Here is a 25,530-nt window from a genome sequence, read left to right as displayed (position 1 = left end):
ATTCGCTAATCGCAGAGCAACTTATTGAAAAATAAAAGCCTCGAGTTTGTCGCTCGGGGCTTATTTGTTATTAGCTTAGTTATTCTAGCGATTCATATTGTCAGTTATCGTAAACTTTTGAGCCATCCCGTTGTGTTTTCAATAGCCATAAATTCCACATGTATTGTTCAGGACATGGTGTGACTAAATCTTCGATCGCTTTATTCATCGCACGTGCATCTTGTTCTTCGTCACCAGTAGGGAAGTTTTCTAAGGCAGGGAGAATATGCACCTCATACTTACGGGTTTTGTCATTGTACGCGGGTAAAATAGGCACCACTTTCGCTTTTGATAAGCGTGCCATTTTACCAAAGCCTTTTAAGGTCGCCTTTTCGGTGGCAAAGAAAGGGACGAATACAGAGTTGGCTGCGCCAAAATCTTCATCGGGTAGCCAGTAGCCCAGATAACCATCTTTAATTGAACGTACAAACGGCTTGACTCCAGCATCACGCGCAAAAATACGACCACCATATTGCATGCGTTGGACGTGCATTAACCAATCACCGATAGGGTTGCGCTGTGGCTTCATGATGGTTGTCACTTTGTAACCTTTTGCCGCGAGCATTACGGCAGGGTAATCAACCGCCCAAGCGTGAGGCGCAAGAATAATCACGTTCTCGCCAGCATCTAACAATGGCAATAAGTTTTCTTCACCAATCATGATGCCGCGTTTTTGATTGTGTTTGGTTGAGCGCACCAAAAACTCCGAATAACCGAGCATGTATTGTGCTGCTTTGACAAACGTTTCTTCCAAAACAGCTTGGCGTTCTTGCGCGGATTTTTCTGGAAAACATTTCTCCAGATTGACTCGAGCTCGGCGTACCACACGGCCATTTTTACGTACTGTAAAGGTTGATAATTTTCGTGCTAAACCATCTCGCCATGCTGGGGGCATGAAAGCGAACAGGGCGGCAAAGACAATCCCAAGCCAAGTCCCCCAATGCTTTGGGTGTAAAAAAGACCATTGGAATGTGGGGTTGTGTAGATGTTTATCAGTGCTGTTTTCGTTGTTGCTCATTGAAAGCAAAACCTTTTCTAGTTACAAATAGCGAGAGTTAGTTAACGTTTCATCTGGTAAAGATTTGAAACGCTTATGGAGCCACATCCACTGTTCTGGCGCACGTAGAATAATCTCTTCCACGTATTTATTCATGTAGGCCGCAGCAGCGGTCATATCATCTTTAGGGTAGTCGGCATCAATCGATTTGTCGGCGATGATTTCATATTTTCCTTGAGCATTCCTAAAACCAGAGCCAGGAACAATGGCACATTTGCTGGTGTAAGCAAGAATACTGGTCCCTGTTGTGGTACAGGCTTCTTCTACCGCAAAGAAAGGCACAAATACCGATTTGTTGTGGCCATAATCTTGGTCAGGTAAGTAGAAAAGACGCTCGCCTTGTTTTAAAACGCGGATCATCTGTTTTAGATCAGTACGATAAATAAGCTTATTGCCATTGCGTGTGCGCCCACGATATTGAATGAATTCATAAGCGGGATTGCTATGAGGACGATACGCACCGTAGCCTTGTAAACCAATCACGCCAAAGGCGCGAGCTGTGATTTCTAGGTTAAGCGCATGTACGCAGCACAGCAATACACCTTTGTTTTCAGCCTGTTTACGTTTTAATTCTTCGACATCTTTGATGTCTAAAATTCGTGCAAAACGCCATGTTGGCCAAAACCAAGTGATGCCAGTTTCAATCAGTGCCATGCCAGTATTTTTGAAATTCTCACTAACGATATGATTGATTTCATCGGTGTTTTTCTGTGGAAAAGCGAGTTCCAAATTACGCTGTGCGATGAATACCCGTTTTTTACCAAAACGCATGCCCAACGCACCAAGTTTACGCCCTATTTTGAGTAAAACAGAATAAGGTAGCACGTTCACTAGCAGCGCAAGCAGGCCAAAACTAAACCACACAACCCAGTACTTGGGATGTAATAAGGAGAAGCTAAATTCAGGTTTACCGTACTTTTCTTTACTCATAACTTTCTTTCGTTGTTAAACCGCTACTGAATTTGAGCACTAAGCAGTGCCCAGTATTCTTCAAAGTTAGCGGTAGGTTGATATTTAAAATCAGATCGAACAAAGCGATTCAAACTCCCCTCAACTTGACCAAGCAGTTGAGCGGCCAAGATGGTTTCATCAACGGGAAATGACTTTCCTTCACGCAGTTTACGTTCACGTAGTATCTGACGTAGTGAGGTTTCAATGCGTTCAAATAATTGGTTAATGCGCTCGCGCAGACGTTCGTTTTCAAACATTAAAGCATGGCCAGATAAAATGCGTGTTAGGCCGGGGTTGCGCTCTGAAAAGGCTAAGATCAGTTGCAGTACTAAGCGAATGCGGTTGAGGGTATCTTTTTCTTCATTCAAAATGCGATTAATACGCGACATTAATGACTCTTCAATAAACTCAATCAAGCCCTCAAACATACGAGCTTTACTTGGGAAGTGGCGATATAAAGCGGCTTCCGACACCCCCACTTGTTTAGCCAGTTTTGCCGTGGTGATACGAGATGCACCTTCGCTTGATTCGAGCATTTCAGCAAGAGCTTGCAGAATCTCTTCACGACGATTGTTTTTTTTATTGACGGCCATGACCCGATTTCCTTTTAGTTACCACGTGCTTTTTTCAGCGAAGTTATTGTTCGTTAAGTTAGTTAGTTTAACGGACAGCCTTCGGACTGCGTAGCGTAAAAATGAAAATGATTGAACTTGGTGATGATTTTAGCACCCAACGTTCTTAAACCGCGACAGTAAGCACGCAAAGAACGTTGGGATACATTTACATTTTGTCGTTGATTAATAGCATCAGAGCGCGCGCTAATTCCGCTTTTGAACTTAAAGGTAAAGCTTGTTCGCCACCTTGCCAGTAAACGGTCAACGCATTATCGTTACTGTTGAAGCCTTGTCCTGCAACAGAAACATCGTTGGCACAGATCATATCCAAATTCTTGTTAATCAGTTTACTGCGTGCATATTTTTCGACATCTTGTGTTTCTGCGGCAAAGCCAACAGTAAGCGGTCTATGTTCTGTCATTGCTGCAACGCTGGCGACGATATCTGGGTTTTTAACCATTGTCAGCGTCATTTGTTCATTGTCGTCGGTTTTCTTGATCTTTTGATCGGCAACTATCTGCGGTCTGTAGTCTGCCACTGCCGCGCAACTGATAAATACGTCATGAGATTGAGCATGCTGCATTACCGTTTGATACATGTCGCTCGCGCTTTCTACATCAATACGTTGTACCTGCTGTGGTGTCGCTAAATTGACTGGGCCACTAATTAAGGTCACATTAGCACCAAGTTTGGCAGCCGCTTGGGCAATGGCGTAACCCATTTTTCCTGAACTGTGGTTGGTGATATAGCGCACCGGGTCAATTGCTTCTCGGGTTGGACCTGCGGTAATTAATATGGATTTACCTTGTAAAGGTGAAGTCTGTAGAGAATCGGCTTGGAAAAAAGCTTCGCAATGGTTAACCAACTGCATGGGTTCTAGCATACGACCTGGGCCAATATCACCACACGCTTGTTCACCTGCTGCTGGCCCCCAAATTGTCATACCACGACGTGCAAGCGTTGCAATGTTTTCTTGCGTAGCAATATTGCGATACATCTGCTGATTCATCGCTGGAGATACCGCAACAGGGGCATCGGTTGCAAGGATCAAAGTGGTGAGCAAATCATTGCCCATTCCCGCCGCCATGCGTGCAATTAAATCAGCAGTTGCGGGTGCGAGCAGCACTAAATCTGCCCATTTGGCGAGCTCAATATGGCCCATCGACGCTTCTGCTGCAGGGTCAAGCAAGCTATCGGAAACCGGGCGGCCCGACACAGCCTGCATAGTGAGAGGGGTAATGAATTCTTTGGCGGCGTGAGTCATCACTACTTGAACCTGAGCGCCGCGTTCAATCAGACGGCGCGTTAGCTCTGCGCATTTATAGGCAGCGATACCGCCACTAATGCCGAGCAGAATCTTTTTTCCAGCGAGTGTTTGCATGGTCTATCTCCAATATTTCTGTTGGCATATTACCACAACTGACTGACACTGTTAGGTTGTAGAACAAGCATCAAAAATGACGAAAATCAAAATTCAACGTATTGCTATAGTTAAAGTCGACCAAGAACGTGGTGAGTAAATGGTGTTTGAGTCGGTGTAAGTAAAGGGGGCGCATACTAGTAGGGCATTTTAAGCTTTAATAGTTTTATCAATTTCAGCAAACACGATGGTGAATCGCAAATCAAAGAAGATCAATTGCGGTCTTCTTTTTTTATTGGCTTGAATAGGCCTTGTTTGTTAAACGGAAACTGAACAATGAGCCTTAAACTATTGCCATTGGAATCTATGCCACGTGAAAAATTGCTGGTTCGAGGCCCACAAGCATTGTCCGATGCGGAACTATTAGCCATTTTCTTACGCACTGGTACGCAAGGAATGAATGTTTTAGAGCTTTCAGATTTTTTATTGCGAGAGTTTGGATCACTACGAGCGCTTTTTTCTGCTAATCAGGATCAGTTTTGTCGTCATAAAGGGCTAGGGGAAGCAAAGTTCGTTCAATTACAGGCCATTTTGGAAATGACCAAGCGTTATTTAGCGGAAACTTTAAAAAGAGGAGACGCATTAACCAGCCCAGAACAAACCAAATTGTATTTGTCGAGCGTATTGCGAGATCGCCAGCGTGAAGCCTTCTATATATTATTTTTAGATAATCAGCATCGCGTGATTAGTGATGAAGTGCTATTTGAAGGCACAATTGATGCGGCCAACGTTTACCCGCGCGAAGTCGTAAAAAGAGCGCTACAGCATAATGCCGCGGCATTAATTTTAGCGCACAATCATCCGTCAGGCGTTGCTGAGCCTAGCCAAGCCGATCGCAGAATAACGCGCCGCTTAACCGATGCTCTGGCTGTTGTAGATATCCGTGTCCTCGATCATTTTGTGGTTGGGGATGGAGAGGTGGTTTCTTTTGCAGAAAGAGGGTGGATTTGAATCACATTTTATGTTGTGAGTTAAGATTATTCTGGTATGATTCGCCCACTAAATTATCAACCTAAATCAGCTCTGCTTAAAAAAAGATCACCAAATCCGTAAAAAGGATCTGTTCGGGTCTTGAGCAATGCATGTCAAGTTAGTATAATACGCGACCTTTGATAGCCTTGTATGGATTTTCCATAACGGTTTTTAACCTCAAACTTCTTAATTCATCGAGAAAGAGGTTCGGCCACCAAGGTTGATATCGAGCTGAAACGATTTGGAGAAGACATTCATGTCCCGAGTATGCCAAGTAACTGGTAAGCGTCCAGTAACGGGTAACAACCGTTCACACGCACGAAATGCTACTAAGCGTCGTTTTCTGCCGAACCTACAAACTCATCGTTTCTGGGTAGAGAGCGAAAAACGTTTTGTTAAACTACGTCTAACTGCTAAAGGCATGCGTATTATTGATAAGAAAGGCATCGATGCTGTTCTTGTTGATATCCGTGCACGTGGCGAAAACGTTTAAGAGGAATTGAACAATGGCTAAAGGCATTCGTGAGAAAATTCGACTAATATCTTCTGCAGGTACTGGTCACTTCTACACAACTGACAAGAACAAACGCAACATGCCAGGCAAATTTGAGATCAAGAAATTTGATCCAGTAGTTCGCCAGCACGTTCTTTACAAAGAAGGCAAAATCAAGTAATTGATTTTCCTCTTTGGAAGTATTGAAAGACCCAGCTTAGGCTGGGTTTTTTATTGCCTGTTATTTAGGATATATAACCTTCCTACCTGCAACTTTAAGTGGCTTGGGTATAACTTCGGGCGTGATATTGACCACAAACCTCGCCCGCTAGGGAGGGGATAAGAATTTCCGCAGTGGTGAGAGTGTGCTAAGTTATCGATAGAACAACCTTCGCTCGTGGGATTGAGAAGAGAAACTCTTAGGGATAGCCGTCATGCATATTAATCGCCGTCGTTGGAATAACATTCTTATATTGGCCATCATCGCCTTTATTGCCATTCTTAACTTACCAACCGTGATCAAAACCTATCTTATTGAGACGCCTGTTAACCCATATCCTCATCTATTGAACCCAACAGCACAGTTACAGGCCCTGCATTTTAGCGATTGGTCACTCGAACTGAATCAAAGCCGTTGGCGTTCAAGCCAACCAGTATCGGTGGCGCCTGAAATATTGGCTCAACGCTGGCTAGATTTAGTGGGAACGGAAGTCGATGATGCGACTTATGATTCACTATCTCCTATATTGCGTAATCCACAAACGGTCGAAGTTTGGTATACCGATCAGGAAGAGCCACAAAGGATCACCTATTATCAAACACCGCAATTTTGGTTATTAAAAAATTGGCAAGACAAATGGATAGCCGTTTCTGCGGATAGGAATTTTCTTTTTCCACAATAAACTTTCGATATCCAAACAGCTTGAAATTGTAGGTAGGCGGCAAGTGAGCTCATTACCATGAGAAAAGATAAACGATGTGATTGGGGTGAGCAAACGTAGCCAACACCGCTGCCACTTCAAGTAGGAAGGGGATATTTTTATCGTCCGTTGAATCAACACACAGCCGAGAAGCACTATGCCTGAATTACCAGAAGTTGAAGTCAGTAAAATGGGAATTACCCCTCATTTGGTTGGGCAAACTATCCAATTAATGACTTTTCGCACTCCTAAATTGCGTTGGGATATTCCGCAAGAATTGAAACAGTTAGAAGGGCAAGTGATTCGCACCATCTCGCGCCGAGCGAAATATTTATTAATAGAAACGGATATTGGCAGTGCAATTGTTCATTTGGGCATGTCGGGGTCATTGCGTGTACTCGATTGCGATTTTGCTGCGGGTAAGCATGATCACGTTGATCTCAAACTGGCTAATGGTAAAGTTTTGCGCTACAACGATCCGCGTCGATTCGGTGCGTGGTTATGGTGTGAAAAAGGGCAAAGTCACTCGGTGCTCAGTAATATTGGGCCTGAACCATTAACCGAAGAATTCAGTGCCGATTATATGCTTCATAAAGCGAAGAGTAAGCGTATTGCCGTTAAACAATTTATTATGGAAAACAAAGTTGTGGTGGGGGTCGGTAATATTTATGCGAGTGAATCACTGTTTAATGCGCGAATCCACCCAACAAGACCTGCCAATTCAATCTCAGAGGGTGAGTGGGTTCGCCTCGTGAGTGAGATAAAATCAGTACTGGCGAGCGCGATACAACAAGGTGGTACAACCTTAAAAGACTTTGCTCAAGCGGATGGCAAACCGGGTTATTTTGCTCAAGAACTCAATGTGTACGGCAAAGCAAAGCAGCTTTGCCCTGTGTGTAGTGAAGCGATTGAAGAGCAAAAAATAGCTCAACGAAATACATTTTTTTGCTCTTCTTGCCAAAAGTAGGTTGGACCAATAAGTGTTAGATTTTTTTGCTATGTAGCGCTTTAGCGACGATCTCAGGGACGAATTGATCCACCTCACCGCCATGAATAGCCACTTCACGCACTATAGTTGAAGATATAAACGCATACTCTTCAGATGGTGTTAGGAATACGCTTTCTAGCCCCGGCATTAGGCGGCGATACATATTGGTTAAACCAAATTCATACTCGAAATCGACCGTAGTACGCAAACCACGGATCAGCACATTGGCTTTTTCATTGCGTGCAAAATCGACCATTAACCCTGAAAATCCCTTAGCAGTGACGCTGCCTAGGTGTTGGGTCACTTGGCTGACAAACGCGACCCGTTCTTCCAAAGTAAACATGGTATTTTTGCTTGGGCTGGCGGCAACCGCGATGATCACCTCATCAAACATGCTGGCGGCACGCTCAATAAGATCTAAATGACCATTGGTAATGGGATCAAAAGTGCCTGGGTAAATAACGCGAGAGATTTTTTTTTGACTCACAACGGAAGACTCATAACAGTTAGCTCGTATTGATAGTAACAAAAAGACTCAAAATAACCTATTGAACTCGGTATGATGTAACCTGCAATAGACAGCGAGACAGAACGAGAGAAGAGACGATGAAGAAGTTGTTGGTGATACGTAACGACAAAATTGGTGACTTTATGCTGGCATGGCCAAGTTTTGCAATGTTGAAAGCATCGCTGCCTGATTGTCATATTACCGCATTAGTACCCAATTATACGGTAGCTTTGGCAAAGCTATGTCCTTGGATTGATAGCGTGTTGGTTGACCCAACAGATAACGCGTCCTCTGCGCAGAAAAAGCAATGCATTCAAGCGATTAAACAGCAACGCTTTGATGCTTCGATCAACCTATTCTCGACCACTTACAATGCATTATTAGTTTGGAAATCTCGTATTCCTTATCGTTTAGCGCCAGCGACTAAATTCGCTCAAATTTTTTACAACAAACGAATTAAGCAAAAACGTTCTCAATCGGCAAAACCGGAATATGAATATAACTTGGATTTGGTGCGCGCTTTTTTACATGATATTGGTAAAGCGGTTGTCGAGCCGAGCGCACCTTATCTGCAATTTAACCAAGCGATGCTTGCTGAACAAAAAAGCAAGCTGGCAGCGCAACTTCATCTCGATACCAGTAAACCGTGGGTGTTTGTACACGCCGGAAGCGGAGGTTCGGCGAATAATTTGTCGCTAGAGCAATACACGCAGTTAGTGATGGGGCTTGATGGCGAGAAAGAAATTATCCTCACGGCAGGGCCTGGTGAAGAGGTGAAAGCGGCGCAGTTAAAAGCTTTGATTGAAGAAAAGGGCGGGCGAGCGGCACTGTATGATAAAAATGAAGGGCTTGTTGATTTCTCACGCTCGATTGCTTGCGCTGATATTTTTATAGCAGGCTCAACTGGGCCTTTGCATATCGCGGCGGCGATTGATGTACCAACCGTTGGATTTTTCCCAAGTAAACGTTCTGCAACGCCATTACGTTGGAAGCCAATCAACTCAGAAGGTAATCATATCGCCTTCTGCCCACCACAAGCGGATGATAAAGCGAGTCAGGAAGATATGGCGCGTATTGATATTGAACAGGTTTTAGTAGAACTGAAACCTTGGTTTAAGAAATTACTGAAATGATAAAGGGCTCTGATGAGCCCTTTTTGATGCGCCAACGGTAATTTATTTCTTATAGTGTGGGTCGTTATCGCGTACCCACAGATCGGCATACTTAATGAAAGTAGAGTGCGCAGAAAGCACTGCAATAAGGAAGCCTTGTTTACCATCCAAAAAGCCGCGCTTAAGTAGGTACATTTTCAGGAAACAGCCCAGAGCATGGATAATCCCTTGTGAAAGAGATGCTTTCTTACCGCGAGCCTGACGTTGCTCCGCCCAGGCTTTGGCGTAGCCTGCCGATTTAACCAAATAGTGGTTCAGGTTTTGGTATGAGTAATGGAGGATATCGCCATCTAGCTCAGCAACCTGACAGCCCGAAGGAATGATCACTGATTCGTGTACTAGGTTGTCATTGTACTTAGTCAGTTTATTTGGGTAGAGGCGTACGTGACGGTAATACCATCCAGAGTGCTTCAGGAAACGACCAAATACCCACGTAAGTTCATTCAAGTTATAAACAGTGTTTTCCGGTGGGTTTTCCAACATCGTGAGGATGTTTTCACGCAACGTATCGTCAATACGTTCATCAGCGTCAATCGCTAATATCCAGTCACTTGTGGCGTAGCTTTGCGCTAACTGCTTTTGCTTACCAAACCCTGGCCACTCTGCATTGACATAAAAATGCTCGGTATACTCTTTGGCGATGGTTTCCGTATTGTCGGTGCTGCCTGAGTCAACGATGATGATTTCATCGACCCAGCGCAAGCTTTCCAGACAGTCTCGAAGACTATCCTGTTCATTTTTAGTGATGATAACAGCGGCGATGCTGGCTCTGTTCTGGCTGGTTTGATTCATAATAATGACTCTTTTTCGCAGACCAAGTCGAACATGGTAATGACTTGATCAGAAGTAATTCTGTTCATGGCTTGCTTGTCTTTAACTCGCGAGCGCCAACTTAATTGCTCAATTGATTGGCCAGTCTGCTCTTCGATAGCTTGCTGCCAGACGCTGACGACATAGTCGAGATATTGATAAGGACCTGTTCGTTGTGGGTTGTGGTGAGCGTACAGACCAATGACTGGCGTGTTCATCGCATTAGCCATATGGGCAGGGCCTGTATCAGGGGCGATCACCAAGTCACACTTGTCTAGTAGCGCTAGCATCTGCATCAGAGAGCTTTGTCCAACAAGGTTGGTCACATCACTTTGGCATAGCTCAACAACTTGTTCAGCCAAGTCTGTCTCAACTTTGGCTGGACTGCCGGCTAATATGACATTCCAGCCTTTAGTTTGTGCATGCTTAATTAGCTTGCTATAGCCTTGTGCATGCCAGTTTTTATATGACTTGCTTGCTCCGGGTACTAGCACAAGGTTTCGTTTCGTTATATCCAATTGACCCTGAGCCCATACGCTATCTTGGTCTGAGTAACTTAAACGCCATTTTGGCGTTATGTCATCAATACCAATTTGATCAGCAAATGCCATTAAACCATCGAGGACATGAGGCTTGTTAGGCGAAGGTACTTTTACGTTAGTGAAGAGAGTTTGAAAGTCTTGGCTACGTTTAGCGTCAAAGCCTAGTTTGTATCTCGCTTTGATACCTAATGTGGCAATGCTTGCTCTGAAAGCGTATTGCATGTGCAGGAGCGCATCAAACTGACGGCCTTTGAGTTTTGACCAAAGCTGTTGGTATGCGCGCCAGCCCTGTTTTTTATCAAAAACAATCAGTTCGACTCCGTTGATACTCTCTAGCAACTTTGCCTCTAAAGCACCTGTTATCCAAGTTACTTTAGTATTTGGCCACTGTTTTTGAATAGCCTGAACTGCTGCGATGGTATTACACACATCACCAATTGCAGAAAGTCGCAATATACATAGAGATTGTGGAGCAGTATCAAATAAGGCCATGGTGTCGAGTAACTTATTGTTAGTGATATCGAATTATGCAGAGCTAACGAATAAATGTAAAATAGAACCGATTTCAGCCAATTTTAGGGCACGTTGCCAAGTACAATGAAGACTGCTACTCATAACAACCATACGTTTTGGTATGATGAACAATTGTTGAAAGAGCCGGTAGAAAAGGCTTTTGATGCCAACTACTGGCAGAAGGAAGGTAAGGTTATTGGTAGTGCGACTGGTCGCGGTACAACATGGTTTGTACAGACTGAGACCGTTGCTGCAGCGCTACGTCATTATCGTCGTGGTGGTCTGTTTGGCAAATTGGTCGCAGACAGCTATTGGTTTAATGGTTGGGAAAAGACTCGCAGTTATCAAGAGTTTCAGCTTTTAAAACAGCTGATAGAGGCGGGGGTTAATGTACCAAGACCGATAGCCGCATGTACGATTCGCACCGGCCTGACCTACCGCGCCGATTTACTTAGTGAAAAAGTAGCGAATGCTCGTGATTTAGTCGCTATTTTGCAAGAAGCCCCACTCAGTGCAGAGATGTACCAAAAGATTGGTCAGGAAATCAGAAAAATGCATGATGCTCAAGTCAACCACACTGACCTCAATATTCACAACATCCTGATTGATGACCAGCAGCAGGTTTGGATCATCGATTTCGATAAATGTTACCAGCAATCCGGTGATGACTGGAAACAAAGTAATTTGGAAAGATTGAAGCGATCGTTTGTGAAGGAACTATCGCGATACCAGATTCAATGGCAATTGGCGGATTTTGAGTCATTGGAGAGTGCACATAGAGACGAGAAGTGTTAGTTTCTTTTTGTAACCAATATCAGTATTTAAACTTAATTTATAGAGTAACGTATGCCCTATTATTGGAATGATGACGGCGTTTACATTAGTAAAAAAGCGCAAAAGTACTTAAATGAATTTCACCCAAGTGAGGTGAAAAGAGTAACCGTTATCCGTCAAGCTGCTTTGGGCGATATGATTGTTACTCGCCCGTTTATGATCGAAGTCAGAAAATTCTTTCCAAATGCCCACATTACGTTAAGTACGACATCAGATTCCCTGTTAGGGGCACCTGTAGACTTGGCTGATAGTGTTCATATTGTTCCTGGTAAAGATCGACGTAAAGAAAGTTTAGTTAGTCGTTTTAAAGAAATGTCGTCTCTTCCTCCACAAGACATTATCTTTGATCTGGTATGTACTAATCGTTCTAGCTATGTCACGTTACTAACTAAGGCAAAACTAAAAGTGAGCTATCCTCATCGAGACCATCAGGCTAGATTACTTTACGATGTCGCTTTAAAGCGTAGCTCATTTTCATGTGAAGCAGAGATCATGCTACAGATGTTAATGTTCTTTGGTCATCGCCCTTGCTTGCCTTTAGAGTTCGATTTACCAGATAACCGCGAGGTAAGGGATACTGAAAGCCCGTATGTTGCCTTCTTTACTGGCTCTGCTGCACCAAGTAAATGTTACCCAATGGAGCAGTATAAAGAGGTGATTAGCCGACTTGCACAACACTACCCGAATCTAAAATTTGTGTTACTAGAAGGTGTTAAACCAGAAGAGTCCCATGAATCTTGGAAAAGCGTGTTTGCGAGTCATTCGAATGTAACTTATCAAGAAAAAATGTCGATTGATGATGTTGTTGAGTTTTTGGCTAAAGCCACATTAGTGATATCTAACGATACTGGTATTCGAAATGCCGCTATTGCGACGCACACACCAACTCTTGGGTTATTTATTGGTACTGTGCCGTTTCGTTACCTTCCAACCTATGAGCCTCACTATATTGTATATAATCCAGATAAAAGCATCGCGTCTGTAGAGCAGGTTGAGGTAGAGGCTATCCGCGCGATCGAGGACACGTTGAAGCTTCGAGAGGGATAAATGTTTAAGTATCTAAACTTAAAGAAAAAACAGTTAAGGCGACAATACTACGAAAAACGTGTTCGTCGAAAGGCTGCACACATCAAAGGCAGGATTTGGTGCAACAAAAAAGTCAAAGTAAGTGAAAACACTTACTTAGGTGATAATGTCTGCTTTGATGGAGCTCAACTTGGTGGTGAAGGAAAAATTACCATAGGGGATAATTTTCATGCTGCGACAGGCCTGACAATTGTTTCATCTTGGCATGATTACGAAGGAAAGAAGCTTCCTTTCGATGAAGGCTGGATCTCAAAAGACGTCACCATTGGCGACAATGTTTGGGTTGGCGAAGACGTTTTGATTCTAGGTGGCGCTGAGATCGGTGATGGTGCTGTGATACAAGCAAGAAGTGTCGTTACGGGTAAAATTCCTGCGTTAGCAATCGCAGGAGGGCATCCTGCAAAAGTCTTTTCCTATCGAGATGAAGAACACTACAAGAAGTTAGCTGAAGCGAAAGAATGGCATAGCTACTCTTGGAATAACTATATGACCTAATTAAAAGAGTTCAATAATGTCTAAAACTCCTATCGAATTTGTCTTTCTAACTTTTGGTGAAAGAACTCATTATCACAGCCAGCTAATTTATTCGATGATAAGTCTAGTTGCGCATACTCCGCTTGACCGTCCTTACCATTTTACAATAGTGACCGATAAGCCTGACTTCTATCAATGGCTTGAAGGTGACCTCTTTACGGTTGTTCAAGTAGAGGACACTACTCTAACAGAATGGCGCGGTCCATTTGATTTCTTTTGGCGAATAAAAATAGAAGCTATTTTGTCTGTAGCGACGAAAAATAGCGACCATCACTGTGTCTATTTCGATACCGATACGATTGCATTTGGTGACCTTAGTCCTTTGTATGAAAAACTCGATAATGGTGTTAACCACATGCATGTAAAAGAGTTTGAGTTTGCGTCTACGAAAGGTCGAACAGGTAAGAAAATGAAAACCCATGGTTTAGGAAAAAGCTATGGGGAGTTTACACTGACTAACCAAAGTGCAATGTGGAATGCTGGTGTCGTTGCCATCTCGGCACAAAACAATCCAGTGCAAACGCTTAATAGTGCACTTACAGCTTGTGATGCAATGTGTGATGATGGTATGGAACGTAAGCTAATAGAGCAGTTTTCTCTATCACTAGCGTTACAAGCTAATAAAATAGAAGATGCGGAAGACTATATTAGGCACTATTGGGGGAATAAACCTCAATGGGATAACTTAATTACAGAGTTCTTTACCCGCGTTTTCTTGAAAGGAATGTCTTTTGATGATGCCGTAGAACTCTTCAAGCTCCAGTCTCACGATCTTCCTGATGTTATCAAAGAGACGAAGCTTGAAAAATATAAGAACAGTGTTGCCAAAAGATATAATAAGTTAACGGGTAAATTATAAGCTCTCAAACTGCTTTAAAGCGTTCTCTGGTAAGAACTTTTCATACTGAGAGCGCTCTATTTTTGGTTGGTACACACTAAGCTTTCTTAGGCAGTCAGAGAACCCCTTAGTGTCTCCTAATTTAACTAAATACTCTTCAAGTCCGGCATAGCCCAAAATTTCACTTGGCCCTGATGGACAGTCCATAGCTGCTATCGCTGTACCTAACATCAGTGCTTCTACTAGGACTAGGGGCGCGCCTTCATTTTTAGATGTCAGAAGAAGAGCTTTAGCATGCTTTATATAAGGATACGGGTTTTTCTGAAATCCTAGAAAGTGTACTTGGTTTGATAGACCTAATTCATATGCCAGTTGCTTTAGACTGCTCTCTTCTGAGCCCTTACCTAATAAGAGTAAGTCGTCAGAGCAGCCACTTTGGGCAAAAGACTCCAACAACTGTTTGTGTCCTTTTCTTTCCTCTAACGCTGCTACGCACACGAAAAACTCTTTCGGATGAGGTGAGGTCAGCTCTTCAGCCCTAGTACGAATACTATCAAAATCAATAGGGTTCCAAAAAACCTGACTAGTCGCAGGCCTAATATCTAAATCCAGCAAGCTTTTTTCAACCCCCTTTGACACCGAGATGATATTCCTATCGTTGTAGCGTTCTTTAAGTTTTTGCAGGTGCTTCGGCTTGGTACGCTCATAGTTTGCATGTAGCCAGAAGTATTGATTTGGGTGATTGACCAAGGAGGTCACATTTTCGCTTGAACAACAAATCAAAGTATCAATGTTTAATTGATCTAGCTTTCTCTGTACTGTCTTTGCTTGATAGAGGCGGACAAGTTTTGTGCGGATAGCTTTGGTAAAAGGACTAATAACATTGAGAATCTCTAGCTCGATATTATCCGGAACTTCATGTTCAATTTTATCGCGGAGCAACCAAACCCTGACGTGATGTCCTCTGGATGCTAAGCCGCTAGCCACTGTAAGCAGTACTTTTTCTGCTCCGCCACCATATAAATCATCAATAATAAAAAGAAAGTTCTTCATAGATTTATTTGACTCCGAAGAAGGTTAACAGCTTTGGCAGTTGAACCTTGATTTGATTTGAATACGTCATTGGCGTTTTTACCAATGGTTAATCTTAGTGTTTCATCCTCCAGAAGAGAATCGACATGTTTGCAAATATCCTCTGCCCCGTTAGCAATGAACAGCCCATTCTTTTCCGCTAAATTATCTGTTATTTCCTTAAAATTAAAATAACTCGGACCAGTTATAGTTGGAATGCTTAGTGCAGCTGGCTCTAATACGTTGTGCCCCCCAACTGCATCACCCAGCAGGCTTCCACCCATAAAGCAGATATCAGACATAGCCAGGTACATCTGCATTTCTCCCATAGAGTCACCAATCAAGACATTCGGATTTTCATTAGAGGTGGCGCTGCCGAGTTGACTCCGCTTAATAGATTTGAATCCCTCGTTTAGGCACATTCTATATACGTCCTCGAAACGTTCTGGGTGACGAGGGACGATAATAAGTAGCAGGGTTGGATACTTAGCGAGAAGAGACTGGTGAACTTTCAAGACAATGGCATCTTCTCCTTCATGTGTACTTGAAGCGATCCAGCAGTACTTGTTGGTATGAAGGATTTGTCGGATACGTGCTGCTTCGTTGATTTGTTCTTTCGAAACTTGGAAGTCGTACTTTATAGAACCAGTGGTGTGTAGTGATTGTGCGCTAATCCCCAGTCTGGAAAATCGTTCTTTATCTTGATTATTTTGACAGAGAATGAGGGAAACTCCGGACATAACCTTGCTAAACGTCGTTTGAAACTTTGCATAGCTCTTATAAGATTTCTCGGATAAGCGGGCATTTAAAATGGCCACATTCACTCTCATTTCTCTTGCAGTCATTAAAGTATTTGGCCACAGTTCTGTTTCCATAATGATTAAATGAGCAGGGTTATGGCGTTCAATGAACTTTCTTATTGCCCATTTGAAGTCAAATGGCATGTATTGATGCACTACATCAATACCGAGGCTTTCTACTCTCTCTGCTCCAGTTGTAGTCGTCGTTGTGACGATAATTGGTGTCTCTGGATACTGCAGTCTCAGCTCTTTTATTACCTGTGAGGCAGCAATCACCTCTCCGACAGACACGGTATGGATCCAAATAGACGGCTTGTCATTTTTGGGAGTGCTTGCTACTCCCAAATACTCTTTCCATCGTTTGCCTATATAGGGCTTGTTGTTACGTTTTCTTGTGAGAAAGACGAGAGCTACTGGTGCCACTAAGTAGAGGGCTAGAGAGTATATAAAGAGTATTGCTCTAGTCATGGTCTTTTTTAACAAGATCTCTAGTATCCATATGTACCCATTTACCTCGAGGCTTATCTAGGTACTGGAAATACTCATTAGTAAAGGTGCCTTGAATGCATACATACTTACGATCTTTAGCATTAATAGCTTTACCCTCAAGTACTTTGTTAAGAACCGTAGGCCCAGTCGAGTGGTAGACGCCCATCTCTGGTGCATAGTTCTCAACATTATGAACAATCAGATCTAAGCACTCTTTTAGGTAGTGGTTACCTGGATTTGAAGCGATGAAATAGTTGGTGATTTCTGTGTTATTGCTTACACGGATATACAGAGACTCTTCATTGTTGATTAGAGTATCTAAGTTCCATACTAAGGTAGCATCAATATCCATATAGATACCGCCTTCCTGATATAGAACAAAAAGTCGCCAGAGATCCGCTTGAGCGGCACCATCAGTTAACCGGCAGTATGTCTTGTACCATTCTTCAGGCGCATTCTTTTTTAAGTACTCTTTGCGTGCCTCCGTGCTTACATAGCGATAATCATAACTAAGGCTGCATAAGCGGTTAAACAAGTAGTTAAGGTATACGGGTAACGCACACTTGTTAGAGTAGTTTGTTTGCCAGATTACGCGTGGTACTTTGGAGACCGTCGACGGTTTTATTTTTGCAGCAGAGTATTCTGGAATGACAAACCGTTTGTCCTTGAAAACATAATGGAATGGATAAGAGAGTGTCTTAAAGATATTACCGGTAAGTCGTATTAGTCGGTTGCTTACAACCAGTCCAAAGTTATTCATATCAGTCTAATGATTCTAGTGTTTGTATTACGCGTTCGGGAGACAGCTTAGTCAAACATTCTAAATGCCCTAATGGACATTCGCGTTTGAAACATGGGCGGCATGAAATATCGGTGTTTAGTATATCCAATTTTTCGGTTAAAGGTGGGGTATAACTCGGGGAACTCGATCCATAAATTGCAATAACGTGAGCTCCTACAGACGCAGAAACATGCATAAGCCCAGAATCGTTGGTTACGACTGCCTTACACAGTGCCAGTAGATCGACAGCTTCAACTAAAGAAGTCTCTCCTGCGAGGTCGAAACAAAACTCCTGAAGATCCGAAGGTAATGCATTTCTGATTGATTGAGTGACGGCTCTGTCTTTTGCAGAACCGAATGTCCAAACTTGACCGCCATTATCAATTATATGTTTAGCGACTTCCGCATAATGTTTGTCTGGCCAACGTTTGGCAGGACCAAACTCTGCACCAGGGCATAAACCAAATATTGGGCGTGCGGAATTAAGTTGTAGCCTCTCTCTCGCGATTTTTTGACTCTTAGAATCAACCGAAAGCTCAGGCGCAGGACAATTATCTAACGTAACAACAGATTCCATCGAGCGTTTATCAAATGCCAAGGCAACATAGCGCTCAACCATGAACTGAAAGACTTTCTTGTTTGGGCGAAGGTCATTAAGTAATCTGTAACGAAACTCACCTTTCCAACCTGTTCGGTTTGGAATTTTAGCGAACAGAGGTATTAGGGCTGATTTTGCTGAGTTCGGTAGTACATATGCATGTGTGTACATTTCAGAACGCAGAGACTTACCAATTCTATATCTACTTTTGAGATCAAATGTACCATGTCCTAAAGGCATCTCAATCGTTTGGTCGACCTCAGGCATGCGAGAGAGGATAGGTTTGCACCAAGCTGGAGCCAACACATGAAGCTCTGAATCCGGATTTCTCTGTTTTATCGTTTTATAGAGGCTTTGAGACATCACCATGTCTCCTACCCATGATGGGCCTATGACTAGTATCTTCATAAAGGAGTCTTGTAGATTTAGGTGCAAACATATTAACACAGGTCTAAAGTAAACACGCTACACGATAAAGATGTTTAACAAGGACATAAAGTATGGTTAAATCTAGCATCTCTGTAACAGAGATGCTGAATATCAATAGAGTCTACCGTGACAAAAATGCTACTACCATCAAAATTGAAACATAATTTGGAAACCATTTTTTTACTGAGCCCATTTTTTTGGGCTTGGGGTGTGATATTTAATTTTCCTGATACTAAACATGTGCTATCAAGGCTTATGGCGATAATATCAGTATACTGCTTATTATTTTATCGTCATGAGATAAAAGATAAGCTTGATAACATGGTATATCAATTTTTTATGTTATTCTGTCTTTCTGTTGCGATTCTGTATACTTTTTATCACTTCTTTAACTCCGGGCATTTTGATTTTTCTAGAGTTGTTTGGTCTGTTTTCTTTTATTTTCTTGCGATACCAAAAGCTGTCTTTACGAAGAAAAATTTTCTAAATTTAATTGCCATTTCTTCAGTGATTGTTTTTTCAGTGGCTTGGTATCACTTTTTTGGCATGCATATCTCTAGAGTTGGATTTGTCGTCAATTCTGGGCCTTATGCCTACGTCGTGGGAATGACGTTGATAGTTACTTCAGGAATTGTCTTTGATGGGTTTTCTAAAAAAAAATATCGACAAGGATTGGTGTTTTTAATGATAACAGCATCACTTTTTACAGTAATAGTTTTATCACAAACTAGAACTGCATGGTTAGCACTAACGATTGTTCTATTGGTACAACTAATCAGGATTTTACTTTGTAGAAAGTGGATGGTTTTAATGTTTGTTTTGCCTTTTATTGTTGTAATGTTTTATTTTATAAAAGATATCGATCCAATTGATAAGCGGGTTAGTTATGCAGTAACTGAATATAATGGGATAATGGAGGGAGGTTATAATACTTCTTTTGGTATTCGTGTTGATATGTGGCGGAATGGTTTAGATATATTTAAAATATCACCTTTTTTTGGGGTGAACGCTAAAGAAGAATTGGGGAAAATTAAAATTTCTCATCAAAATGGTGATATGGATAGGGAAGCATTCTCTATATTAAATCAAGAGCGCCCTAACTACCACAATGTATTTATTCAAGCGTTGGTAAAAGGTGGCTTGCTAGCATTTATGTTTAAACTAGTTTGGTGCCTACTATTTTTATTAGGGGGGCGTTCGGAACTAGGCCTTATCAAATGTATATTTCCCTTATTGACAGTCTTTACCTTAGTGTCTGCCCAGTTAGAGTCGCAGTTTACGATTTATAGCGCGACAACTTATTTTTACCTCCTTTTGGTTGGTTATTTCGTAATGTTGATTGTAAACGAAAGCCCGAAAGAGTTCGGGCCTCGAAAATAGAATGCTAGATTAGTTGTTCAAAACTATTTTTGAATGATTTGGATGAATAATATTTCTTGTGAATGTTTTTTATTTCTTCGTCTTTTGGCCAGTTATTATCATTCAATATGTTGTCAAATTGTAATGGTAAATTCTTGTCTAGGTACAAATAATTAACCGCTCCTTTTTTGAGTTTTTTACTTCCACCAACGTAAGTGGTTATTACTCGTTTCCCCATAGAAATTGCTTCGAGGATAATAAGATCGAAATAAGCTACGTTGTTAGGCACCAATACATAATCAACTGCGTTGATAAGTTCTAGTGCATCAGAGCGCCAACCTAGGTTAATATAGTTTTGGTTTTTAGGTGAAGGTAAGTCACCTTCTCCAGCAGATATGAAGGTAATATCTTTTATGCTGGTGCCTTCAACAATTGTCTTGAAATTATCAAATCCTTTATCTAAGATAAATCGCCCAAAGTAACCTACAACGATATTATCAGGATTAACATTTATACTAGATAAAACTGTGTTTCTAGAAGGGAAATTTGTAGTATCTATAGCTTCAATACCCGTAGGTATTTCTTTATAATCTTTACTTTCGAGTAGTGCTCTAAGTTTGGGTTGGTCGCTATAGTAGTTATCAATAGCATTAATGTTAGGGACGACTAAGCAGTCGATCTTTCGCAAACATCTCGATTCAATTTTTCTAAGTAAGTAGATTCTTAATTTTTTGACAATGCCATTGCCAGTATCACTAGCTAACTCAATGTGCGGTGGTACTGGACTATGCATCATTAAATAGTACTTGTTATTACTGTTTAAGTTATCTTTGTGGTTTAAGAATAGAAGGGCCTCCCCTACACCATGAAAGATAATTACTGAACCCTCGACGTCTTTTAGTGTTGGAAATGACTTTCCTTTGAAAATCCTTTTAAAGTCACTAAAAGCGCGTCGCAAATCTTTAAGAGTATTGTTCTTACGTGTTTTGGAGTTAGATGGCTTTGCTCTACTATCTAATCTTTCCTCATATCTAACTTCTACTCTTTGTGAGTCGAAGCAGGCGACTTCAAGGTTGTAGAGGTAACCAGCAGGGCCTCCACCAGGTCTAATTAATTTGCTGTAATGGACAATTTTGTTCACACGTTACTTCCTAGTTTATAGGTTTAACAAAAAAAGCAGGGATTGGCTGGTTGTTTTTTAGTAAGGTTAGTGATTCGCTTGCACAATCAAGAGCCTCTCTGATTGTGATGTCCATATCTAAATATCGGAAAGTCCCCAGACGCCCGATAAATGTCACTTTGTCCTGATTCTCAGCTAGATTAATATATTGTTGAAGCTTACTAATTTCTTCTCCCTCACTAAATCTAACTGGGTAATATGGAATGTCATTCTCTTTACAAGAACGACTATACTCTTTATATATAACTGTTTTCTCATGTTGCTCCCAGGGAGAGAAGTGTTTATGTTCCGTAATTCTGGTATAAGGAACATCCTCATCCCCATAGTTCATTACAGCACAACCTTGATAATCTCCTTGGTGAGTTTCTTTATGGAAGTCTAAAGTTCTATAGTTTAAACGGCCAAATTCATTGTCAAAATAGTTATCTATAGGTCCAGAGTAAAAAATATGATCGTAATGAGTTTCCATATTTGAATCAAACGCTTGGTTCAATTGAACCTGAATATTTTGATGGTTTAGGATTTGCTCAATGATGTAAGTGTATCCATTATTAGGCATGCCTTGAAACCTATGATTGAAGTAATTGTCATCATAGTTAAATCTGATAGGCAAGCGCTTCAGTATACTCGCAGGTAGCTTTGTAGGTGAACAACCCCATTGCTTTCTCGTATAGCCTTCGAAGAAAGCTTGATAGAGCTCCTTTCCAAGTAACTTTAATGCCTGTTCTTCAAAGTTTTGTGGTTGTGCAATAGATTTGTCGGATAGACTTAGCACGAACTCTTTCGCTTGTTGAGGATTAAATGTTTTATTAAACATTTGGTTTATAGTATGCAGGTTTACGGGAAGAGAGAACACCTGCCCCTGACTAGTAGTTTTAACTCTATTTATATACGGCTTAAATTCATCCCATTGGTTAATGTAATCCCAGATTTCTTGGTCATCGGTATGGAATATATGAGGGCCGTATGTGTGAACTAGGATGTCAGTGGCAACATCTCTTTCGGTATAACAGTTTCCCGCCACATGATCTCGAGAGTCAATTACGTCGACTTGATGCCCTGTTTCAGCAAATTTTCTTGCAATAACTGCGCATGAAAAGCCAGCACCAACAAAAAGAAATTTCATTTATATTTCCTATAATTCTTTTGTTAAACATGGATACTTTTTAAATAAGTATCCACCTCGTATTTTTCGCCAAAGACCAAAAGTGCTAGTTCTGGGAAAAATCGCAATACGACGTATTTGGTATAAGTCCTGATGAAAAGCAAGAGGGCCGCTATTAGTTGCAACTGCAAAATCAAACTCGAGCTCTCTAGCTATTTCCTTTGAGTTTTCGTCTAGATCACCATACGGATAAGCAAATGAAGTTAACGGTTTGCCAGTGATAGATTCTAATTCCAGCTTATTCTGTTCAATTTCATGCTTTTGTTCTTTGTACGACAGCTTACTTAGGAATGGGTGAGATAGAGTATGTCCACCGATTTCTATGAAGCCAGACTCAGCCATTGCTTTAATCTGCTCACTATTCATTAGCGGGAAGAGTTTATCTGGGTTCTCGCTTGCCTCAACATCCCAGCGGTTATAAGTTTCGCCAGTAACGACATAGATAACTGCTTTGAAACCATACTTTTTCAAAAGAGGTAACATCAGTTCATAGTTGTCGACGAAGCCATCATCCACCGTAAGCATAAAGTAACGCTTATTTGGGCTTAGTCTTTCGATAGTCCCTTTATTTGCGAAATCTTCAAAAGTAAGGCTCTCAAAGCCCAAGAGTTTTAGCAACTGAAGATGCTTTTCAAACAACTTAATATCGATGTATGGACCGCGCGTTCCTTTTTTCGATTCGTTGTCGATAAAGCGGTGATACATCAAGATTGGCATCTCTTTTTGCAGTTTGCTGATAACCACATCTTGATAAATTGATTCAACTTGAGAGACGATATTTTCGAGGTCGTAGTTATCACGAATAGCTTCTGTTACCACAGGGTCACACGATGACTGATTCAGACCTTTTTCTACCTCTTGAGCAATAGAGCTAAAATCGATATCGAGAATATTTGGGCCGATATCACCAAAGTTCGTTGCCATCGCGTGGGCTAAGTTGTGTTCATCAACAATGCCAATTGAAATCGCTTCGCCAATCGCTAGTGTGGGTCTTCCACACAGCAAAGATTCCATTGCAACCCTACCCGCACCTATGATTAAGTCTGACTGGGCCAGTACTGAGACAACATCTTGTGAATAACCAAGAAAATGAACGTCAGAAGTAAACTTATCAAAACGCGCTTCAATTTTAGAGCCTGATATGACCTGAATATGGTATTTCGCTGAGTCTAAACATTCATCGAGCAACCGATAGCAAAGCTCCCCTTTGGGGCCGGTTAACCTACCAATAATACTGATAACAGGTTTGCTATTTTGAGGAGCGTTTTGCCAAGCGAACTCTTGAGTTTCAATACCATTTCGACTAACGATTAGCGAACTTTGTGGAACATCCAATTCAGTAATGAGTTGTTGTTCAATGGCTTCACAAACCGGTAGGGCTTTGTCGCCCATTGCATGAAATTTCTTGCGAGATGCGTGCACTGGTTGACGACCATGTACTGTCGTAACCATAGGTGTTCCGGTGATTTTACACGCAATATGACAACTCCAACTCGATGCTCTTGAGTGAGCATGCACTAACTGGATGTTATGCTTTTGTATCAGATAAATAAGATAGCCAACGTGCCAAAAACGGCGAGGAATACTACGTTTATTAAAACGGAGTTTGTAGAATAGCCCTTGATGTGGCTTGGTTAGGGTGTCTGAAACGTAGAATACACGATGTCCTCTATTGGTTAGTTCATCGCCAACAGTTGTTGCATACACTTCAGCCCCTGTGACTTCCAACTGGGACAAGGCCATCAAAATATTCATACATTCTCTTTATAGCTTGGTGAACTCTAAAAATGTCCCGCAGCCTTTCCTCTGGAAAAGTGACATTTGGTAAAGAGGGAGAAATATAACGTTAATTTCTCCCTCTTAAAATCACTAAGCGTTAATAATGCTCATATATTCAGCCACACCTTCCGCTACGGTTTTAAATTGGTGATCACAACCAGCGCTTCTGAGCTTACTCAAGTCGGCTTGAGTAAATTCTTGATATGCGCCTTTTAAGTGTTCAGGGAATGGAATGGTTTCCACTTCACCTGTGCCATGGTATTTGATTACGGCTTTTGCCACTTCCTGGAAAGATTCAGCATTACCCGTCCCTAAGTTATAAATACCGGATACGCCACTGTCCATAAACCATAAGTTCACCGCAGCAACGTCACCAACGTAAACAAAATCACGTTGGAAGGTTTCGCTGCCTGCAAACAGTTTAGGGTTTTCCCCTGCATTCATTTGGTTGTTAAGGTGGAAAGCAACAGAAGCCATAGAGCCTTTATGCTGTTCGCGCGGACCATAAACATTGAAATAACGAAAACCAGTGACTTGAGAAAGCTTCTCACCATGTTGCTGCGCATCTTGCCAAACGCGGCGTACATAGTTATCAAACTGCTGTTTTGAATAACCGTAAACGTTTAATGCACCTTCGTATTGTTTTTCCTCGACGAAGGTGTCGGTATCACCGTAGGTCGCAGCTGAAGAGGCATATAAAAATGGGATCTCACGCTCTAAGCAGTAATGAAGCAACTCTTTAGAGTATTCATAGTTATTGAGCATGATGTATTTACCATCCCACTCTGTGGTCGCAGAGCAAGCACCTTCATGGAATACCGCTTCAATAGGGCCGAAATCATCACCAGCCATAACCTGAGCAAGAAAGTCATCACGGTCCATATAGTCAGCAATATCAAGGTCGACCAAGTTTTGAAACTTACGACCATTTTTAAGGTTGTCGACAACAAGAATGTCGCTAATGCCTTTTTCATTAAGTGCTTTGATGATGTTGCTGCCAATCATGCCAGCGCCGCCAGTTACGATGATCATAGATTTGTCCTGAATAAATGTTAGCTGCATGGAAGTATAACATTTCAAAACTCACAGTGCCGCAAGTTCAATATGTTACTGAATATCAGTCCCAAGTTAACCGTACCATTACACTACTTAAAGTGGTGTTTTATGCCTTTGGACCAAAATCATCTCTGTCGTTTTTCATAGTTAAGTTTTGGTTTTAATGCTAATCACTTCCAAAGAGATCGCGAGTATACACTTTATGCGCTACATCTTCTAAGTCTTTACTCATTCGGTTAGACACAATGACATCTGATTCTGCTTTGAAAGCGGCAAAGTCTTTAATAACTCGTGAGTTAAAGAAATGCTCTTCACTCAATACCAGGGCGGGATCGCACTTTGTTAACAGATGTGATCTAATAACCTCAAACCCTTTGCTATGTGCCCATTTTGAACTTAATTGAGCATTTGTCAGTCGTTGAAGATACCCGTTCTGACATTAATCAAAAACATGACCTTATTGACGTTATGTTCCTTGTTATTAGCGCTATCGCATCTGGGTGCGAAGGCTGGCAAGACATTGAATTTTATG

The 25,530-nt window shown here is 41.7% G+C and carries 27 protein-coding genes and 1 pseudogene; 12 read left to right on the top strand and 16 right to left on the bottom strand.

Annotation, left to right across the window (positions count from 1 at the left end):
* Positions 1-100: 100 nt before the first annotated feature.
* The 4 genes from lpxM to coaBC all read right to left on the bottom strand — a co-directional run bounded on the left by lpxM (position 101) and on the right by coaBC (position 4,042).
* Positions 101-1,057 carry a lauroyl-Kdo(2)-lipid IV(A) myristoyltransferase gene (gene lpxM, locus AACW06_RS14170; RefSeq protein ID WP_192075566.1) on the bottom strand — a complete coding sequence of 319 codons (957 nt, stop codon included), beginning with the start codon at positions 1,055-1,057 and terminating at the stop codon, positions 101-103.
* A 21-nt stretch (positions 1,058-1,078) separates the two neighbouring features.
* Complete coding sequence (locus AACW06_RS14165) at positions 1,079-2,026, bottom strand: Kdo(2)-lipid IV(A) acyltransferase (RefSeq protein ID WP_192075565.1); 948 nt, start codon at positions 2,024-2,026, stop codon at positions 1,079-1,081.
* Between the two features lie 23 nt (positions 2,027-2,049).
* Complete coding sequence (slmA, locus tag AACW06_RS14160) at positions 2,050-2,640, bottom strand: nucleoid occlusion factor SlmA (RefSeq protein WP_192075564.1); 591 nt, start codon at positions 2,638-2,640, stop codon at positions 2,050-2,052.
* A gap of 187 nt (positions 2,641-2,827) precedes the next feature.
* Complete coding sequence (gene coaBC, locus AACW06_RS14155) at positions 2,828-4,042, bottom strand: bifunctional phosphopantothenoylcysteine decarboxylase/phosphopantothenate--cysteine ligase CoaBC (protein ID WP_192075563.1); 1,215 nt, start codon at positions 4,040-4,042, stop codon at positions 2,828-2,830.
* A gap of 315 nt (positions 4,043-4,357) precedes the next feature.
* Here coaBC and radC point away from each other — a divergent pair, with 315 nt between their 5' ends.
* From radC to mutM, 5 genes are all read left to right on the top strand, one after another.
* A complete protein-coding gene (radC, locus tag AACW06_RS14150) occupies positions 4,358-5,032 on the top strand; it encodes a RadC family protein (RefSeq protein WP_192075562.1) in 675 nt (224 codons plus the stop codon).
* Between the two features lie 277 nt (positions 5,033-5,309).
* A complete protein-coding gene (gene rpmB / locus AACW06_RS14145; RefSeq protein WP_004728407.1) occupies positions 5,310-5,546 on the top strand; it encodes a 50S ribosomal protein L28 in 237 nt (78 codons plus the stop codon).
* Between the two features lie 13 nt (positions 5,547-5,559).
* On the top strand, positions 5,560-5,727 hold the full coding sequence (rpmG, locus tag AACW06_RS14140) for a 50S ribosomal protein L33 (protein ID WP_010318992.1): 168 nt from the start codon (positions 5,560-5,562) through the stop codon (positions 5,725-5,727).
* A 253-nt stretch (positions 5,728-5,980) separates the two neighbouring features.
* Entirely contained in the window at positions 5,981-6,448 is a 468-nt protein-coding gene (locus AACW06_RS14135) for a hypothetical protein (protein WP_192075561.1), read from the top strand.
* Positions 6,449-6,623: 175 nt separating this feature from the next.
* Positions 6,624-7,433, top strand: a complete 810-nt coding sequence (gene mutM / locus AACW06_RS14130; RefSeq protein WP_192075560.1) for a bifunctional DNA-formamidopyrimidine glycosylase/DNA-(apurinic or apyrimidinic site) lyase — start codon at positions 6,624-6,626, stop codon at positions 7,431-7,433.
* A gap of 16 nt (positions 7,434-7,449) precedes the next feature.
* On the opposite strand, the gene coaD is transcribed toward mutM, so the two are convergent.
* The gene (gene coaD / locus AACW06_RS14125; RefSeq protein ID WP_192075559.1) at positions 7,450-7,941 is read right to left on the bottom strand and encodes a pantetheine-phosphate adenylyltransferase; all 492 of its coding nucleotides are present in this window, start codon (positions 7,939-7,941) and stop codon (positions 7,450-7,452) included.
* A gap of 119 nt (positions 7,942-8,060) precedes the next feature.
* On the opposite strand from coaD, the gene AACW06_RS14120 reads away from it, so the two are divergent.
* The gene (locus AACW06_RS14120; RefSeq protein ID WP_192075558.1) at positions 8,061-9,095 is read left to right on the top strand and encodes a glycosyltransferase family 9 protein; all 1,035 of its coding nucleotides are present in this window, start codon (positions 8,061-8,063) and stop codon (positions 9,093-9,095) included.
* Between the two features lie 42 nt (positions 9,096-9,137).
* On the opposite strand, the gene AACW06_RS14115 is transcribed toward AACW06_RS14120, so the two are convergent.
* Both AACW06_RS14115 and AACW06_RS14110 read right to left on the bottom strand, forming a co-directional pair.
* On the bottom strand, positions 9,138-9,926 hold the full coding sequence (locus tag AACW06_RS14115) for a glycosyltransferase family 2 protein (RefSeq protein WP_192075557.1): 789 nt from the start codon (positions 9,924-9,926) through the stop codon (positions 9,138-9,140).
* A complete protein-coding gene (locus AACW06_RS14110; RefSeq protein WP_192075556.1) occupies positions 9,923-10,978 on the bottom strand; it encodes a glycosyltransferase family 9 protein in 1,056 nt (351 codons plus the stop codon). Before AACW06_RS14110 ends, AACW06_RS14115 begins: the two co-directional genes overlap by 4 nt.
* Before the next feature lie 105 nt (positions 10,979-11,083).
* Between AACW06_RS14110 and AACW06_RS14105 the strand changes: the two genes are divergently transcribed.
* From AACW06_RS14105 to AACW06_RS14090, 4 genes are read left to right on the top strand one after another with little or no spacing between them, the layout of a single operon-like run.
* Positions 11,084-11,794 carry a 3-deoxy-D-manno-octulosonic acid kinase gene (locus AACW06_RS14105; RefSeq protein WP_192075555.1) on the top strand — a complete coding sequence of 237 codons (711 nt, stop codon included), beginning with the start codon at positions 11,084-11,086 and terminating at the stop codon, positions 11,792-11,794.
* Between the two features lie 51 nt (positions 11,795-11,845).
* Positions 11,846-12,880: a glycosyltransferase family 9 protein gene (locus tag AACW06_RS14100; protein WP_192075554.1), complete on the top strand. Its 1,035-nt coding sequence runs from the start codon at positions 11,846-11,848 to the stop codon at positions 12,878-12,880.
* Complete coding sequence (locus AACW06_RS14095) at positions 12,881-13,414, top strand: acyltransferase (protein ID WP_192075553.1); 534 nt, start codon at positions 12,881-12,883, stop codon at positions 13,412-13,414.
* 16 nt (positions 13,415-13,430) lie between these two features.
* Positions 13,431-14,312 (top strand): hypothetical protein, encoded by an 882-nt coding sequence (locus AACW06_RS14090; protein ID WP_192075552.1) that lies wholly within the window; start codon positions 13,431-13,433, stop codon positions 14,310-14,312.
* Here the strand turns inward: AACW06_RS14090 and AACW06_RS14085 are convergent.
* From AACW06_RS14085 to waaF, 4 genes are read right to left on the bottom strand one after another with little or no spacing between them, the layout of a single operon-like run.
* Positions 14,307-15,344, bottom strand: a complete 1,038-nt coding sequence (locus tag AACW06_RS14085; RefSeq protein ID WP_192075551.1) for a glycosyltransferase — start codon at positions 15,342-15,344, stop codon at positions 14,307-14,309. The genes AACW06_RS14090 and AACW06_RS14085 overlap by 6 nt on opposite strands.
* On the bottom strand, positions 15,341-16,630 hold the full coding sequence (gene waaA, locus AACW06_RS14080; protein WP_238336720.1) for a lipid IV(A) 3-deoxy-D-manno-octulosonic acid transferase: 1,290 nt from the start codon (positions 16,628-16,630) through the stop codon (positions 15,341-15,343). Before waaA ends, AACW06_RS14085 begins: the two co-directional genes overlap by 4 nt.
* The gene (locus AACW06_RS14075) at positions 16,623-17,411 is read right to left on the bottom strand and encodes a glycosyltransferase family 32 protein (RefSeq protein WP_192075549.1); all 789 of its coding nucleotides are present in this window, start codon (positions 17,409-17,411) and stop codon (positions 16,623-16,625) included. The genes waaA and AACW06_RS14075 overlap by 8 nt, the downstream gene beginning before the upstream one ends.
* 1 nt (position 17,412) lies before the next feature.
* Complete coding sequence (gene waaF, locus AACW06_RS14070) at positions 17,413-18,438, bottom strand: lipopolysaccharide heptosyltransferase II (RefSeq protein WP_192075548.1); 1,026 nt, start codon at positions 18,436-18,438, stop codon at positions 17,413-17,415.
* Positions 18,439-18,594: 156 nt separating this feature from the next.
* Here waaF and AACW06_RS14065 point away from each other — a divergent pair, with 156 nt between their 5' ends.
* Positions 18,595-19,839 (top strand): O-antigen ligase family protein, encoded by a 1,245-nt coding sequence (locus AACW06_RS14065; RefSeq protein ID WP_238336719.1) that lies wholly within the window; start codon positions 18,595-18,597, stop codon positions 19,837-19,839.
* 4 nt (positions 19,840-19,843) lie between these two features.
* On the opposite strand, the gene AACW06_RS14060 is transcribed toward AACW06_RS14065, so the two are convergent.
* The 5 genes and pseudogenes from AACW06_RS14060 to AACW06_RS14040 all read right to left on the bottom strand — a co-directional run.
* Entirely contained in the window at positions 19,844-20,959 is a 1,116-nt protein-coding gene (locus AACW06_RS14060; protein WP_192075546.1) for a glycosyltransferase, read from the bottom strand.
* Positions 20,960-20,969: 10 nt separating this feature from the next.
* Complete coding sequence (gene glf, locus AACW06_RS14055) at positions 20,970-22,124, bottom strand: UDP-galactopyranose mutase (protein WP_192075545.1); 1,155 nt, start codon at positions 22,122-22,124, stop codon at positions 20,970-20,972.
* Between the two features lie 9 nt (positions 22,125-22,133).
* Positions 22,134-23,918: a polysaccharide deacetylase family protein gene (locus AACW06_RS14050; RefSeq protein ID WP_192075544.1), complete on the bottom strand. Its 1,785-nt coding sequence runs from the start codon at positions 23,916-23,918 to the stop codon at positions 22,134-22,136.
* A 114-nt stretch (positions 23,919-24,032) separates the two neighbouring features.
* Positions 24,033-24,974, bottom strand: coding sequence for an ADP-glyceromanno-heptose 6-epimerase (gene rfaD, locus AACW06_RS14045; RefSeq protein WP_192075543.1), 942 nt, complete (start codon positions 24,972-24,974; stop codon positions 24,033-24,035).
* Positions 24,975-25,164: 190 nt separating this feature from the next.
* A pseudogene (locus AACW06_RS14040) lies at positions 25,165-25,320 on the bottom strand (UDP-glucose 6-dehydrogenase); the annotation flags it as partial.
* A gap of 68 nt (positions 25,321-25,388) precedes the next feature.
* Here AACW06_RS14040 and AACW06_RS14035 point away from each other — a divergent pair.
* Positions 25,389-25,530 (top strand): transposase family protein (locus AACW06_RS14035; RefSeq protein WP_192074018.1); only part of this gene is annotated, 142 nt, incomplete at its 3' end.

The organism is Vibrio sp. S12_S33, from assembly GCF_963889785.1.
Taxonomy (GTDB): Bacteria; Pseudomonadota; Gammaproteobacteria; order Enterobacterales; family Vibrionaceae; genus Vibrio; species Vibrio aestuarianus.
The sequence above is the reverse complement of the archived record's forward strand: the minus strand, read 5'-3'. Positions and strand labels throughout refer to the sequence as shown.

Coding starts and splice junctions, on each gene's coding strand:
- lpxM (WP_192075566.1), bottom strand. CDS start 1,057: ATGAGCAACAACGAAAACAGCACTGATAAACATCTACACAACCCCACA.
- AACW06_RS14165 (WP_192075565.1), bottom strand. CDS start 2,026: ATGAGTAAAGAAAAGTACGGTAAACCTGAATTTAGCTTCTCCTTATTA.
- slmA (WP_192075564.1), bottom strand. CDS start 2,640: ATGGCCGTCAATAAAAAAAACAATCGTCGTGAAGAGATTCTGCAAGCT.
- coaBC (WP_192075563.1), bottom strand. CDS start 4,042: ATGCAAACACTCGCTGGAAAAAAGATTCTGCTCGGCATTAGTGGCGGT.
- radC (WP_192075562.1), top strand. CDS start 4,358: ATGAGCCTTAAACTATTGCCATTGGAATCTATGCCACGTGAAAAATTG.
- rpmB (WP_004728407.1), top strand. CDS start 5,310: ATGTCCCGAGTATGCCAAGTAACTGGTAAGCGTCCAGTAACGGGTAAC.
- rpmG (WP_010318992.1), top strand. CDS start 5,560: ATGGCTAAAGGCATTCGTGAGAAAATTCGACTAATATCTTCTGCAGGT.
- AACW06_RS14135 (WP_192075561.1), top strand. CDS start 5,981: ATGCATATTAATCGCCGTCGTTGGAATAACATTCTTATATTGGCCATC.
- mutM (WP_192075560.1), top strand. CDS start 6,624: ATGCCTGAATTACCAGAAGTTGAAGTCAGTAAAATGGGAATTACCCCT.
- AACW06_RS14120 (WP_192075558.1), top strand. CDS start 8,061: ATGAAGAAGTTGTTGGTGATACGTAACGACAAAATTGGTGACTTTATG.
- AACW06_RS14115 (WP_192075557.1), bottom strand. CDS start 9,926: ATGAATCAAACCAGCCAGAACAGAGCCAGCATCGCCGCTGTTATCATC.
- AACW06_RS14110 (WP_192075556.1), bottom strand. CDS start 10,978: ATGGCCTTATTTGATACTGCTCCACAATCTCTATGTATATTGCGACTT.
- AACW06_RS14105 (WP_192075555.1), top strand. CDS start 11,084: ATGAAGACTGCTACTCATAACAACCATACGTTTTGGTATGATGAACAA.
- AACW06_RS14100 (WP_192075554.1), top strand. CDS start 11,846: ATGCCCTATTATTGGAATGATGACGGCGTTTACATTAGTAAAAAAGCG.
- AACW06_RS14095 (WP_192075553.1), top strand. CDS start 12,881: ATGTTTAAGTATCTAAACTTAAAGAAAAAACAGTTAAGGCGACAATAC.
- AACW06_RS14090 (WP_192075552.1), top strand. CDS start 13,431: ATGTCTAAAACTCCTATCGAATTTGTCTTTCTAACTTTTGGTGAAAGA.
- AACW06_RS14085 (WP_192075551.1), bottom strand. CDS start 15,344: ATGAAGAACTTTCTTTTTATTATTGATGATTTATATGGTGGCGGAGCA.
- waaA (WP_238336720.1), bottom strand. CDS start 16,630: ATGACTAGAGCAATACTCTTTATATACTCTCTAGCCCTCTACTTAGTG.
- AACW06_RS14075 (WP_192075549.1), bottom strand. CDS start 17,411: ATGAATAACTTTGGACTGGTTGTAAGCAACCGACTAATACGACTTACC.
- waaF (WP_192075548.1), bottom strand. CDS start 18,438: ATGAAGATACTAGTCATAGGCCCATCATGGGTAGGAGACATGGTGATG.
- AACW06_RS14065 (WP_238336719.1), top strand. CDS start 18,595: ATGCTACTACCATCAAAATTGAAACATAATTTGGAAACCATTTTTTTA.
- glf (WP_192075545.1), bottom strand. CDS start 22,124: ATGAAATTTCTTTTTGTTGGTGCTGGCTTTTCATGCGCAGTTATTGCA.
- AACW06_RS14050 (WP_192075544.1), bottom strand. CDS start 23,918: ATGAATATTTTGATGGCCTTGTCCCAGTTGGAAGTCACAGGGGCTGAA.
- rfaD (WP_192075543.1), bottom strand. CDS start 24,974: ATGATCATCGTAACTGGCGGCGCTGGCATGATTGGCAGCAACATCATC.